This window comes from Cupriavidus sp. 01L43, from assembly GCF_056399925.1.
Window position 1 is genome coordinate 427,064 of the sequence record NZ_JBFTSH010000002.1, and the last position, 13,774, is coordinate 440,837.

Annotated in this window: 10 protein-coding genes; 2 read left to right on the top strand and 8 right to left on the bottom strand. The window is 67.7% G+C overall.

Features of this window, described 5'->3' with window-relative positions:
* Positions 1-3: 3 nt before the first annotated feature.
* The 7 genes from fdhD to AC1DP9_RS05090 all read right to left on the bottom strand — a co-directional run bounded on the left by fdhD (position 4) and on the right by AC1DP9_RS05090 (position 10,311).
* The gene (gene fdhD, locus AC1DP9_RS05060) at positions 4-891 is read right to left on the bottom strand and encodes a formate dehydrogenase accessory sulfurtransferase FdhD (RefSeq protein ID WP_092292740.1); all 888 of its coding nucleotides are present in this window, start codon (positions 889-891) and stop codon (positions 4-6) included.
* Positions 888-3,224: an FdhF/YdeP family oxidoreductase gene (locus AC1DP9_RS05065; RefSeq protein ID WP_477106770.1), complete on the bottom strand. Its 2,337-nt coding sequence runs from the start codon at positions 3,222-3,224 to the stop codon at positions 888-890. The genes fdhD and AC1DP9_RS05065 overlap by 4 nt, the downstream gene beginning before the upstream one ends.
* A 226-nt stretch (positions 3,225-3,450) precedes the next feature.
* Positions 3,451-4,389 carry an amino acid ABC transporter substrate-binding protein gene (locus tag AC1DP9_RS05070; protein ID WP_477106771.1) on the bottom strand — a complete coding sequence of 313 codons (939 nt, stop codon included), beginning with the start codon at positions 4,387-4,389 and terminating at the stop codon, positions 3,451-3,453.
* Positions 4,390-4,393: 4 nt separating this feature from the next.
* Positions 4,394-5,719, bottom strand: coding sequence for a dicarboxylate/amino acid:cation symporter (locus AC1DP9_RS05075; RefSeq protein WP_092292734.1), 1,326 nt, complete (start codon positions 5,717-5,719; stop codon positions 4,394-4,396).
* A 128-nt stretch (positions 5,720-5,847) separates the two neighbouring features.
* The gene (locus tag AC1DP9_RS05080; RefSeq protein ID WP_477106772.1) at positions 5,848-8,991 is read right to left on the bottom strand and encodes an amino acid adenylation domain-containing protein; all 3,144 of its coding nucleotides are present in this window, start codon (positions 8,989-8,991) and stop codon (positions 5,848-5,850) included.
* A 120-nt stretch (positions 8,992-9,111) separates the two neighbouring features.
* Complete coding sequence (locus AC1DP9_RS05085) at positions 9,112-10,026, bottom strand: YihY/virulence factor BrkB family protein (RefSeq protein WP_441643812.1); 915 nt, start codon at positions 10,024-10,026, stop codon at positions 9,112-9,114.
* Between the two features lie 21 nt (positions 10,027-10,047).
* A complete protein-coding gene (locus AC1DP9_RS05090) occupies positions 10,048-10,311 on the bottom strand; it encodes a hypothetical protein (protein WP_092292728.1) in 264 nt (87 codons plus the stop codon).
* 177 nt (positions 10,312-10,488) lie between these two features.
* Here AC1DP9_RS05090 and AC1DP9_RS05095 point away from each other — a divergent pair, with 177 nt between their 5' ends.
* Positions 10,489-11,562, top strand: coding sequence for an HAD family hydrolase (locus tag AC1DP9_RS05095; protein ID WP_477106773.1), 1,074 nt, complete (start codon positions 10,489-10,491; stop codon positions 11,560-11,562).
* A 12-nt stretch (positions 11,563-11,574) separates the two neighbouring features.
* Here the strand turns inward: AC1DP9_RS05095 and AC1DP9_RS05100 are convergent, their stop codons facing one another.
* Positions 11,575-12,708, bottom strand: coding sequence for a citrate synthase (locus AC1DP9_RS05100; protein WP_477106774.1), 1,134 nt, complete (start codon positions 12,706-12,708; stop codon positions 11,575-11,577).
* Positions 12,709-12,816: 108 nt separating this feature from the next.
* Here AC1DP9_RS05100 and AC1DP9_RS05105 point away from each other — a divergent pair, with 108 nt between their 5' ends.
* Positions 12,817-13,770: a 2-hydroxyacid dehydrogenase gene (locus AC1DP9_RS05105; RefSeq protein WP_477106775.1), complete on the top strand. Its 954-nt coding sequence runs from the start codon at positions 12,817-12,819 to the stop codon at positions 13,768-13,770.
* The last annotated feature ends 4 nt before the right edge of the window (positions 13,771-13,774 follow it).

Sequence of the window (13,774 nt, forward strand, 5' to 3'; positions counted from 1 at the left end):
GCCCTATTCGGTCACCTGGGCCGCCGCTGCCAGCGGCTCAGATCGTAATACGGATTGGGATTGTCCGGGCGGCGACGTGTACTCGACGAAGCCGTCCTGCCGGCAAAAGCTCAGCAGCCGCAGCCCGGCCTGCTCGGCGATGCGGATGGCGAGCGAGGTGGGCGCCGAGATCGTCGCCAGCATCTGGATATGCATGCGCGCGGCCTTGCGCACCAGCTCGTAGCTGGCGCGGCTGGACAGGAACACGAAGCCCTCGTCCATCACCACGCGGCGCCGGGCCAGGTGGCCGATCAGCTTGTCCATGGCGTTGTGCCGCCCCACATCCTCGAAGGCGTGGAGCACCTCGCCATCGGGCCCGCACCAGGCGGCGGCATGCACGCCGCCGGTGGTGCGCATCAGCATCTGGTGGGCCGGCAGGCCGGCGGCGGCGCGCTGGATCACCTCGCGCGACGGCACGATGCGGTGGCGCGGTACCGGCATCGGCACGGGCTGGAGGTCCAGCAGTTGCAGGCTTTCCACGCCACACACGCCACAGCCAGTGCGGCCGGCCAGCGAGCGGCGGCGGTCCTTCAGCGCCATGAACGCGCGCTGGCTGATTTCGATGCGGACCTCGATGCCGCTTATGCCATCCAGGTCATCGGTCCCGCAAGCCGGCTGCACCTCGACATCGTAGATCTCCTTGATGCTGTCCACGATGCCTTCGGTCAGCGAGAAGCCGACCGCGAACACTTCCAGGTCCAGCGGCGTGGCCATCATCACGGCATGCGAGATGCCGTTGTAGACCAGCGCCACCGGCACTTCCTCGGCCACATAGTCCAGGTCGACCGTGCGGGCGTCCCCCTTGTGACGGGCGACCTGCCGCTGGGCGTAGCCCAGTTCCCCTTCGCTCATGCCGCCGCTTGCGCCGACGTTTGCACCGAGGCGGCCCGGGCCAGCAGCACCGGGATCGACTTCGACGTCGGCGTGCCCGAGCGGTCGCCGATACTTTCCAGCGGCACCAGCGGATTGGTTTCCGGGTAGTAAGCGCCCAGGCAGCCGGTCGGGATGTCGTAGTCCACCAGCAGGAAGTCCTTGGCATGACGCGTCACGCCGTCTTCCCAGACGCTGGTGATATCCACGCGCTCGCCCTCGGCAAACCCCAGCCGCGCGCGGTCCGCCGCGTTGATGAACACCACCCGGCGCAGGCCGAACACGCCGCGATAGCGGTCATCCAGCCCGTAGATCGTGGTGTTGTACTGGTCGTGCGAGCGGGTGGTCATCATCACCAGCAGGTCGTCGCCGTAGCGGGCGCGGGCGCGCTGGATCGGGGTGTCCTTGTCGATCGCATGGACCAGGAACTGGGCCTTGCCGGACGCGGTGCGCCACACGCGGTTGCGCGAGGCCGGCGTCAGGTGGAAGCCGCCCGGCTGCGCCACGCGTTCGTTATAGCGCTCGAAGCCCGGGATGACCTTTTCGATGGCATCGCGGATGCGCGCGTAGTCCTGCGCGTACCAGAGCCAGTCCACCTTCTCCGAACCCAGCGTGGCGGCGGCCATGCCGGCCACGATGGCAGTCTCGGACAGCAGCTCGGGCGAGGCCGGCTTGTTCATGCCGTAGGAGATATGGACCATGCAAACCGAATCCTCGACGGTCACGCCCTGCGCCACGCCGTTCTGGAGGTCGATCTCGGTGCGGCCGATGGTCGGCAGCAGCAGCGCGTCCTTGCCGATCACGAGGTGGCTGCGGTTCAGCTTGGTCGCGATGTTCACGGTCAGGTCGCACTGGCGCAGCGCTTCCCAGGTGCGCGGGGTGTCCGGCGTGGCGATCGAGAAATTGCCGCCCAGGCCGATGAACACCTTGACCTTGCCGGCCAGCATCGCGTTGATGGCGGCCACCACGTCCTGGCCGTGCGCGCGCGGCGGCTCGAAGTCGAACGCGGCGCCCAGGCGATCCAGGAAGGCGTCGTCCGGCTGTTCCTCGATACCCATCGTGCGGTCGCCCTGCACGTTCGAATGCCCGCGCACCGGCATCAGCCCGGCGCCGGGGCGGCCGATATTGCCGCGCAGCATCATCACGTTGGACAGCAACTGGATCGTGCTGACCGAATTCTTGTGCTGCGTAATGCCCATGCCCCAGCAAGCGATGGTGCGCTCGCTCTTGACGTAGACGTCCGCCAGCGCGCCGATGTCCTCGCGCGTGACGCCCGATTCGGCCACGATATCGGCCCACGATTCGGCGCGCAGATCGGCCGCGAAGGCCTCGAAGCCGGCCGTGTGCTCGGCCAGGAAGTCCACGTCCACCACGCGCTTGCTGCCCGTGGCGATGGCTTCGTCATCGAGTTCGATCACGCGCTTGCCGAGGCCCTTGATCAGCGCGAAGTCGCCGGCCAGCTTGGGGCGGACGAACATCGACGCAATCTTGGTGCTCTGCCCCGTCACCATCTCGGAGACGTGCTGCGGGCTCGTAAAACGCTGAAGTCCGCGCTCCTTGAGCGGGTTGATCGACACGATGGCCGCGCCCCGCTTGGCGCAGTCGCGCAGCTCGTTCAGCATGCGCGGGTGGTTCGTCGCCGGATTCTGTCCAAAGACGAGGACGGCGTCGGTGAGCTGGAAGTCGTCGAGCAGCACCGTGGCCTTGCCCACGCCCACCGTTACCGGCAGGCCACGGCTGGTGGCCTCGTGGCACATGTTCGCGCAATCGGGGAAGTTGTTGGTGCCGACCATCCGCACGAACAACTGGAACAGGAACGCGGCCTCGTTGCTGGCGCGGCCCGAGGTGTAGAACGTGGCGGCGTCGGGGTTGTCCAGCTTGTTCAGATGCTGGGCGACCAGCGCGAACGCGTCCTGCCAGGCCACCGGCTGGTATTTGTCGGTGGCGGCGTCGTAGACCATCGGGTGGGTCAGGCGGCCGTGCTGTTCGAGTTCGAAGTCGGACTGGGCCATCAGCGCCGTCACGGTGTGATCGGCAAAGAACTCGGGCGTGACGCGCTTGCTGGTGGCCTCGGCGGCCACGGCCTTGACGCCGTTTTCGCAGAATTCGAAGGTCGAGGCGTGCTGGCGGTCAGGCCAGGCGCAGCCGGGACAGTCGAAGCCGTCCGGCTGGTTCTGCTTGAACAGGGTCTTGTACTTGCCGCCGCCAACCTTCTCCTTGATCAGGTTGACTGCGACTTGCTTCAGGGCGCCCCAGCCGGCGGCCGGGTGCGTGTAGGGGGCAACATGCCCCCTCTCTGGGGTAGGGGTACTCATCGGGGGGCGACTCGCAATCAAGTGCTCGGAGCGCGGCCCGGTTATCCGTGATGTCGGCGCATCCGCAGCGATTGATGCAGACTAGGCGCGATTGATGAGTGGAGGGACGTACAGAACACCTGCGGGCGGAAGAGTACAGTTTGCGTCATCGCGGTGCAACAATCGAAAACTGTACTTAGGTGTGAGCGAACGCTAACCCACTATGTGTTGACTGGCATGCCTCGCCCTAATCCGGCTGTTGCGGGGTGGCGCTGATGATGTCTTCCAATTGTGCACTCATCGGGATGTTCAGCCGCTCCCCGGTGGGCAGCCGGCTCAGGAACCACTGCTTGTAGAGCCGCTCCAGTTCGCCCGTGGTGATCAGGTCGCGCACGGCCCGGTCCACCACGGCCGCGAACTGCGGATCGCCCTTGCGCAGCATGACCCCGTAGGGGTCGTAGGACAGGAAATCGCGCGTCACATCGAACTGCTTGCCCGCGCCGGACTTGGCCAGGAAGCCGTAGAGCAGTACGTCGTCGCCGGCATAGGCATCGGCGCCGCCGTGGCGCAGTACCTCGAAGGCATCGGCATGGTCGCGCGCCCGGATCACCTTGAGGTTCAGCGCGAAGCGCGTGGAAAGCTTCTCCAGCGCATCGGCATTGGTCGTGCCCGCCGTGGCCACCACGGTCTTGCCCTTGAGGTCGCGGAAGGTCTTGATCGGCGAGCCGCGCGGCACCATCAGCTTGGTCCCGGCGATAAAGATCACCGGCGAGAACGCCACCACCTTCAGCCGCTCGGCGTTGCGCGTGGTGGAGCCGCATTCGAGATCGACCTTGCCCGAAGTGACCGCGTCGAAGCGGTTTTCCGAAGTCACCGGCACCCACTGGATGGCGAGGTCGCGCCCCACCTCTGCCGCCGCGGTCTGGACGATGGCCGTGCAGACATCGATGGAATAGCCGATCGGGCGCTGCGCCTGGTTCAGGTAGGAGAACGGCAGCGACGATTCCCGGTAGCCGATGATCAGGCTGCCGGTGTCCTTGGCCTTGCGCAGCGTGCCGCTCAGCTCGCCGGTGTCCTGCGCGACTGCAGCGCCGAGACAAGCGAGCCAGCACACGGCCGCCGCCGCCGCGCCGGCCAGCCATCGGGGCGAACCACCGGATCGAAAATGAAGACGGGGGATGGACATGGCATCAGGCCTGTGCAGTCCCCGGCTTGTGCAGCGGCGGCCCGCCGCCTGGGTCCACGCCGCCCTCGCTGCCCTCGCCCCGATCCCCGAGCGTGGATTCGCTCGACAACTGCCCTTCCCACTTCGCCACCACGGCCGAGGCAATCGAGTTGCCCACTGCATTGGTAGCCGAGCGGCCCATGTCGAGGAACTGGTCCACGCCCATGATCAGCAACAGCCCCGCCTCGGGGATGTTGAACTGGTTCAGCGTGGCGGCAATCACCACGAGTGACGCACGCGGCACTCCCGCCATGCCCTTCGAGGTCAGCATCAGCAACAGCAGCATCGTGATCTGGGTGGCCAGCGGCAGGTGGATGTCGTACGCCTGGGCAATGAACAGCACGGCGAACGTGCAGTACATCATCGACCCGTCCAGGTTGAAGGAGTACCCAAGCGGCAACACGAAGCTGGATATCTTGCGATTGACGCCGAAGCGGTCCAGCGCGTCGAGCATCTTCGGATACGCCGCCTCCGAACTCGCCGTCGAGAAGGAAATCAGGAACGGCTCCCGGATCAGCCGGATCAGGGTGACGATGCGCCTGCCCAGGAACACCCAGCCGGCCAGCGCCAGCAGCGCCCACAGCACGAACAGCGACAGGTAGAAGCTGCCCATGAACTTGGCGAAGGTCAGCAGGATGCCCAGCCCCTGCGTGGTCACCGTCGAGGCAATCGCCGCGAACACGGCCAGCGGCGCCATCCACATCACGGCGCCGGTGATCTTCAGCATCACCTGGGCCAGGTCTTCGATCACCCCGGCCATGCGCGCGCCGCGCTCGCCCAGCGCCGCCAGCGCCGTGCCGAAGAAGATCGAGAACACCACGATCTGCAGGATCTCGTTGTTCGCCATCGCCTCCGCGACGGATTTCGGCACCAGATGCGCGATGAAATCCTTGAGCGTGAAGGCGTTGGTCTTGAGGTTGGTGGCGGCGCCCACGTCGGGCAGCGGCAGGCCGATGTTGATGCCGGGCTGGAGCACCGTGGCCATGATCAGGCCCAGCGTCAGCGACACCAGCGAGGCCGTGATGAACCACGCCAGCGCCTTCACGCCCACCCGGCCCACGGTGCTGGCGTCCCCCATATGGGCGATGCCCATGACCAGCGTGGAGAAGACCAGCGGCGCGATGATCATCTTGATCAGCCGCAGGAAGACATCGGTGATGACGGAGATGTAGCCGGCCACGTCCTTGGCCAGCTTGGGGTCGGGGAAGGCCGTGTGGCACGCGTAGCCGACCACGCCGCCCAGGATCATCGCAATGACGATATAGGTCGTGATACTGGACTTCTTGCTCATGACGACTCCTTGGGCTGCCGCATCGAACAGGTCCTGCGCCGGGGCCGGCACTTAACGATAGAACGCGGATGCGAAATGCCCAAATACGAAGTCACGCGGATGGTGCATGTGGACCGGACAGCACCCGGCTACCGGGTGTCAGGAACCGGTCGCTGCCCCATCCAGACGTCGAGATAGCGCGCCATCAGCGCGCGATCGAGCCGGGGAAAGGCCAGCCCGCCGGCCACCGCCAGGGCGCGAGCCGTATGCGTGGCGTCGTAGCGCGGCATGCCCTCGTAGACTTCCCAGCGGGTGAGCCGGCCGTAGACCGGTTCCGTCAGCAGCGGCAGCAGCGGCCGCAGCGGATTGCCTGCCAGATCGGCCGAGTCTGCCAGCCGTTGCAGCCAGTCGGCATACGGCAGTGACTGCAGCGGATAGCCGCAGGCGCGCAGCATGCCGAAGAACGCGAGCAGGTCGGGCTGGTCGGCCTCGCGCGGCGGCACCAGATGGTAGGCACGGCCAAGGTTGCTGCCGTCGGCGGCGATACGCAGCAGCGCGGCGCTGACATAGTCGACCGGAACGATTTCCTTGCGCTGGTGCGGCAGGTGCGGATACGCCMCGATCGCGATGCAGCCCCGCACCAGCCGCGCGACGAAATCATTCCGATTGCCCGCCCCGCTGGCGCTGTCGCCCAGAATGAAGCCGGGGCGATACACCGCCGCCGGCACGCCCCGCCGGATCGCGGCGGTGACCAGCTGATCAGCCACCCATTGGCTGGCGGCATAGCCCATGTCGAACATCAGCCCCGGCAGGTGTCGGGCGAGATCGTCATCCTCGTACAGCGTCTTGGTGGGGGCCAGTAGCCCGGCCGGGCCGAACGCCGCGATGCTGGACACGTAGTGGAGCGCCTTGGCGCGCCCGCTGGCGACGAAGCGCAGCACGTGCAACGTACCCGCGACGTTGGCGGCGCGATGCAGGCTGTAGGGCTCGATGTAGTTGACGTGCGCGCCCAGGTGGAACACCACGTCGCAGCGATTCGCCCATGCCTCGAAGCGCGCTGCGCCGAGACCGAAGTCGCCCAGAGCGAAATCGCCCGCCAGTGGCCGCAGCAGCGTGGTGAAGCCCTCGTGCCAGAGACCGTACTTGCAGAGGTTTGCGCGGAGCCGCCGGCCAGCCTCGTCATCGGACGGTGCGCGTACCAGACAAATCACCTCGCTGACCCCGGGCCAGCGCAGCAGGTCGCGCAGCAGGAACGCGCCGAGGAAGCCGGTCGCGCCGGTGAGGAAGACCCGGCCCCCGCCCGCGCCGCACCACGGCGCCGGCGGGCCGAATACTGGGCCCGATACGGGACCGGACACGGGGCCGATATCGTCGGGCAGCCGGGCATCGGCCAGCAGGCGCGCACGCTCGGCTGCGCCGCTGCCCGCCTGGGCCTCGTCACCCCCGCCCTGCCCGTGGCGCTGGAGCCAGGTGGCCAGCTTCGCCGGCGTCGGGGCGTCGTAGAGGGCCTGCACCGGCAGCGGGCGGCCCAGCCGCTCGCCGAGCAGCAGGATCAGGCTGGCGGCCTGAAGCGAATCGCCGCCGAGCGCGAAGAAGTCGTCATCGTCGGCCACGCTGTCCAGATCGAGCGCGCACCGCCAGGCATCGCGCAGCATCGCCTCCGTGGTTCCCCGCACCGCCATCGCTTGGGGGTGCGAATCATGGAGCGGATCATGGAGCGGGTCATGGAGCCGGTCATGGAGCCGGTCACGGAGCGCGCGCCGGTCCACCTTGCCGTTGGCCGTCATCGGCAGGTCGTTCACACCCACCAGGCGCGGCCGCATGTCCTTCGGCATCCGTCGGGTCACGTACGCAGCCAGCGCCGCCGTCCCGGCTTCCCCAAGCTGCGGCACGATGAAGGCGAGCAGGTACGGGTCGCCCAGCGCGGTCTGCTGCACGGTGGCCACAGCCTCGCGCACCATCCCGCTTTCGCGCAGGACCGCCTCCACCTCCTCCAGCTCGATGCGGTGGCCGCGAATCTTGACCTGGTTGTCGCGCCGGCCATGGAAGGCCAGCGTGCCGTCCGGCCGCCACGCGCCGAGATCGCCGGTCCGGTACAGCCTCAGCGGCCTGCCTTCGGCCAGGTGATCGACCTCGACAAAGCGCTCGCGCGTCAGCGCAGGACGCTGCCAGTACCCACGCGCCAGCCCCGCGCCGCCGAGATGGATCTCGCCGATCTGGCCTGGCGACACCGGCTGCCGGTCGCCATCGAGCACATGGACCACGGTGTCGTCGATGGCCTGGCCGATCGGGATCGCGCCGGTCTCTGCGTCATGCAGCGTGATGGCGTGACAGGTGGCGAAGGTCGTGCATTCGGTCGGGCCGTAGGCGTTCAGCAGCCGGGCCGGCGGCGCGCTGCGCAATACCGCGCAAATGGCCTGGGCGTTGAGCGCTTCGCCGCCGACCAGCAGCGTACGCAGCGTGGCGAACGCATCGGGGCACGCGTGCACGGTATGGTTGAACAGCGCGCTGGTGATGAACATCGTCGTCACGCCTTGCGCGCGCAGGCTATGCCGGAAAGTGGCGGGGTCGATACAGGTCTGCCGGGGCAGGAACACCACGGTGCCCCCGTTCAGCAGCGCCCCCCAGGTCTCGAACAGGGCGGCGTCGAAGGTGGGATTCGCGATGGCCGCGATCCGGTCGTCGGCATTCAGCGATACATAGCGCGGTTGCCAGGCCAGCCGCACAATGCCACGCGCCAGGATCTCCACGCCCTTCGGCTGGCCGGTGGTGCCCGAGGTGTAGAGGACATGGGTCCGATGCGCGAGACCCGCTGCCGGCATGGCGATGCTGCCGGCGGCCTCGGCCCCCGGCGTCAGGTAATCGGCCGGGCAATCGGCCGGGCAATCGGCCGGGCAATCGGCCAGGCAATCGGTCAGGCAATCGGCCACCGCGCCCAGGCGGGCGCGATCGCCGGCCGTCGACACGGCGATCCGCACGTCGAGGTCGTCCAGCATCAGGCGAATCCGTGCGTCGGGCGCATCGGGATCCAGCGGCAGGCAACTCCCGCCCGCGCGGATCACGGCAAGCTGGCAGATGGTCTGGTCGATGCCGGCGGGCAGGAGGATGCCGACCGGCGTCTCCGCCCTCACGCCCCGGCTGGCGAGCGTACGGGCAACGCTGTCGACCCGGGCATCGAGCGCGGCATAGGACACGTGCCGCCCGCCGTAGACCAGCGCGATGGCGTCAGGCCGCTGCCTGACCCGACGGCGGAACCATGCGTCCAGGCCACTTACCTCGGCAGATGCATCCATCTTCGCCCCCTGGCAATTCAGGCCAGCGAGTATAGATCCGCTTCGGCTGCATGATCGCGACCTCTGCGGTGTCAGTCACGCCGCAGTCATGCACGGCGCAGCGGCTGACAAGGAGAAGAATCAGTGCACCCGGGTCGGTGTGGCGGATGGCGCCGGTGCCTCGCGCGGCGCGCCCTGTTTGAGCGAGCCGTAGCGGTTGGCGTAGAGCCAGGTAAATTCCGCCCCCAGCAGGAAGATCTGCGCGGAGTAGTAGACCCACATCAGCAGCACCACGAGCGAGCCGGCCGCGCCATAGCCGGACGCCACGCCGCTTTTGCCGATGTAGAGACCGATCAGGAACTTGCCGATGCTGAACAGCACGGCGGTGACGGTGGCGCCGAGCCAGACGTCCGGCCAGCGCACGGCGGCGTGGGGCATGATCTTGTAGATCATGGCGAAGACGACGGTCACCAGCACCACGCTGACGAGCAAGTCGAGCGCATGGCCGAGCAGTTCGCCCTCGAACAGCGGCCCCCACACCCGCCCGAGCGCGGCGAGCCCGGCGCTGGCCAGCAGCGAGACGATCAGCAGGAAGCCAATGCCAAGCACCATCCCGAATGACAGCAGCCGCGAGCGCAGCAGTTCGAGAATGCCGGACGCCTTCCTCCGCTCCGGCACCTGCCAGATGCGGTCCAGCGCGCTCTGGAGTTCGGCGAACACCGTGGTGGCGCCAATCGCCAGCGTCACCGTGCCGACCAGTGCGGTCAGCGTGCTGAGACCGGGGTCGCTCAGCGCGAGGAGCATGTTCTCGATGGCTTCCGCGCCCTCCGCGCCGATCAGCCCGGAGAATTCGCTCATCACCGCCCCGCGCGCCGCCTCGGCCCCGAAGACCATGCCGGCCACCGAGATCACGATCAGCAGCAGCGGCGCGATCGAAAACACCGTGTAGTAGGCCAGCGCGGCGCCCATGCTGGGCGCGTAGTCGTCCATCCACGCGGTCACGCTGTCGCGCATCAGGCCATAGGCTTGATGGAGGGAGATAGGTCTCCAGCGCATCGCTGCCCCAGGTTTGTCGATTTACTTCTTCGGCTGGTCGTGTCCCACCGGCACCGGCCCCTTGCCCGGCACGTTCTTCACGAGGTCGGACGTGGCCCAGTCGCTGCCGTGGTCGCGCGGCTTTTTCAGGTCGCGGTTGTCTTCGCCATAGTGCGGCGGCCCCGAGGCGGGGTCGCGCGGCGTGCCATCGGGCCAGACGCCGCCGTCGCTGCGGCGGTGGACACTGTGCGCATCGCCGTGTTCGGTGGGCTTGCCGGCGGGCTTTCCATCCTCTGGTTTGGTCATTTCGCGTCTCCGGTCATGACATAGCGGAATCAAGAGAAGCGAATTTCATACCCGGCGGCGGCGCACGGCCCAGCCGGGCGGGACGGGCCCGGTGGCGCCCGCCAACCGGCAAAAACTACACACCCGCCCGCGCGCCGCCTATATTGGGATGTATCCAATCCATCACAGGAGACCTCGATGCGCTTCCCTTCGCGCTGGTGCCAAGCCGATCTGCCACGTGTCGCCGCCACCGCCACCATGCTGCTCGCGCTGGCGGCGTCCGGAGTGGGACTGAGCGGATGCTCGACCGCGCCCGCGGACCCGGCCGCCAACTCGGCGACCCCCTCCGCCCAGCAGACGGACGCCCTGCCCTCCTGGCGCGACGGCCCCGCGAAGCAAGCCATCGTCAAATTCGTCACCGACGTGACCCGCCAGGGCTCGCCTAACTTCGTGCCGACCGAGCAGCGCGTGGCGGCCTTCGACAATGACGGCACGCTGTGGAGCGAGCAGCCGCTCTACTTCCAGTTCTTCTTCCTGCTCGATCAGGTCAAGGCCGCCGCGCCGCAGCATCCGGAATGGCGCAACAACCCCGCCTTCAAGGCCCTGATGGCCAACGACATGGCCAAGGTGATCGCCAACGAGAAGCAGTTGTTGCAGTTGATTGCCGTCGCCAACAGCGGCATGAATGTGGATGACTACGACAAGACCATCCGCGCGTGGATCGCCAGCGCGCGCCATCCGAAGTTCAACCGGCCCTACACCGATCTGGTCTACCAGCCGCAGCTGGAACTGCTGTCCTACCTGCGCGCGAACGGGTTCAAGACCTATATCGTGTCCGGCGGGACCATCGAGTTCATGCGGCCGTGGGTGGAGCAGGCGTACGGGATTCCGCCCGAGCAGGTGGTGGGCTCATCGCAGGCGGTGCACTATGGCACGTTGAACGGCAAGCCGGCGCTGGTGCGTGACCCGAAGATCGAGTTCATCAACGATGGCCCAGGCAAGCCGGTTGGCATCTATCGCCATATTGGCCGCCGGCCGATCCTGGCCGTGGGCAACTCGGATGGCGACTTCCACATGCTGGAATACACCACCACCGGCGACGGCCCGCGCCTGGCCGTGCTCGTCCATCACGACGATGCCGAGCGGGAATTCGCCTACGACCGCGCGTCAAAGATCGGCAAGCTGGACAAGGCGCTGGACGCCGCGAAGGCGCGCAACTGGACCGTCATCAGCATGAAGCAAGACTGGCAGGTGGTGTACCCGAAGCGATAACCTTCCCGCCCGCTACGGCATGATCCCGATGTAGCGCCCGCGCGGGCGGATCACCTGCCCCACCCCCAGCTGCTCCAGACTGTGCGCCAGCAGGCCGATGCTGCGCGCCGTGGCGAACATGGCGAACGCGGCGTCGTCCGGCAGGCGGTAGTGGATGGACAGCGCCGCCAGCGCCACGTCGATATTGGGCTGCAAGCCGGTCAGCCGGGTGGCTTTCTCGATAAAGCGCGTGATCACGTCGGGCGGATCGAACAGGGCCAGCAGCGCCATCGCGCGCGGATCGCCATCGGGATAGAGATGGTGGCCGAACCCGGCCAGCGGCAACCCGGTGGACAGGTAGTGGGCAATCACCTGATCCTCGCCCAGCCGCTCCACCTCATTGAACAGCGCCTTGACGCGGCCGGACGCATCGCCGTGCAACGGCCCGGACAGCGTGGTCAGCCCGGCCAGCAGGCAGGCCGGCAGCGAGGCGCCCGTGGATGCCGCGATACGCGTGGCGAAGGCCGAGCTGGTCAGCTCATGGTCCACCAGCAGCACCATCGCGGTCCGCAGCAGATCCGCCACCTGCGGCGACTGCTGCCACCCCTGCGCAAAGCGGAGGTGCAAGGGCTGCTGCCCCGCCTGCGCGCCGAAGGCATTGGCCAGCTGGCCCACCAACTCCTGCGCTTCCAGATGCAACACCCGCGTCATGCGCCCATGCGTGGAATGGCCCGTGGCCGCCAGCGTGGCCAGCGTATGGAAGGCCGCCACGCGCCCGGGCTCGGCGACGCCGGCCATCGATGAGAAGTCGACGACCTGCTCGGCGTCCCACAGCAGGTGCGCCACCTCTTCCAGCGTGGCGGATCCGGCCAGCGTCACGGCGTCCTGCCCCCGGTAGTACAGCCGCTCGCGCACGAAGGTCGAGAGCGCGGTGGGGATGCTCGGCTCCGCGCCGAACAGCGTGTTGGTGGCCAGCGTCTCGTGCTTGCGCCCGGCCTGCTTGCGCCTGGCGAGGCCGGCCACATCCTCGGCCCGATAGAGGCTGCGCCGTGTGTCGGCGGGGTCGGACATGACCTCCAGCTTGCCCCGGCTGACATAGGCATAGAGCGTTTGCGGCCGCACGCCAAGTCGGCTGCACGCCTCATCCATCGATATCCAGGTTCCCATGTTGACGCTTCCCGTGCGAATTTATATTGATTTTATATATCAATCTTGCCTCGTGAATCAACTATTACATACCATGTATCCATCATCAACACCCAAAGCCTCACGCACATGAAGCCGCAAATCCTCCAGCTGAACCCGATCCTGATCCCGGCGGCCAATGACGAACTGGCCAGCCGCTACGTGGTGCACAAGTACTTCGAGATTGCCGACCAGGCGGGCTGGCTGCGCGAGCACGCCGCATCCATCCAGGCGGTGATCACCGGCGGGCACACCGGGATTTCGCGGGCGATGCTGGAGCAGTTGCCGGCCCTGAAGGTGGTCGCCATCAATGGCGTGGGCACCGATGCGGTGGACCTGGCCTACTGCCGCGAACGCGGTCTGGCGGTGACCGCCACGCTGGGCGCGCTGACCGAAGACGTGGCCGATCTGGCCATCGGCCTGCTGATTGCCGCCTGCCGCAATATCTGCGCGGGCGACCGCTTCGTGCGGGACGGCCAGTGGGAACTGCATCCGCAGCCCAGCGCCATCCCGCTGGCGCGCCGCTTCAGCGGCATGCGCGTGGGCATCGTCGGCATGGGCCGCGTCGGCCGCGCCGTGGCCACGCGGGCGGCGGCCTTCGGCTGCCCCATCCGCTACACCGACCTGCGCGCGATGGACGACGTGCCGCACACCTTCGTGGCGGACCTGCTGGATCTGGCCCGCGAGAGCGATGCGCTGGTGCTGTGCGCCGCCGCCGACAAGGCCGAGGGCATCATCAATGCCGCCGTGCTGGAAGCGCTCGGCCCGCAGGGCTACCTCGTCAACGTGGCGCGCGGCCGGCTGGTCAATGAAACAGATCTGGCCGATGCCATCGCCGCCGGGCGTATCTCGGGCGCGGGCCTCGATGTGTTCGTCGACGAGCCGCGCGTGCCGCTGGCGCTGCGCCAGTCGGACCGCACCACGCTGCAGGCCCACCGCGCCAGCGCCACCTGGGAGACGCGCGGCGCCATGGTGCAGATGGTGCTGGACAGCGTGGCGCAAGGCCTGGCGGGCGAGCGTCCCGCCATGAGCCTGACCACCTGAGGCG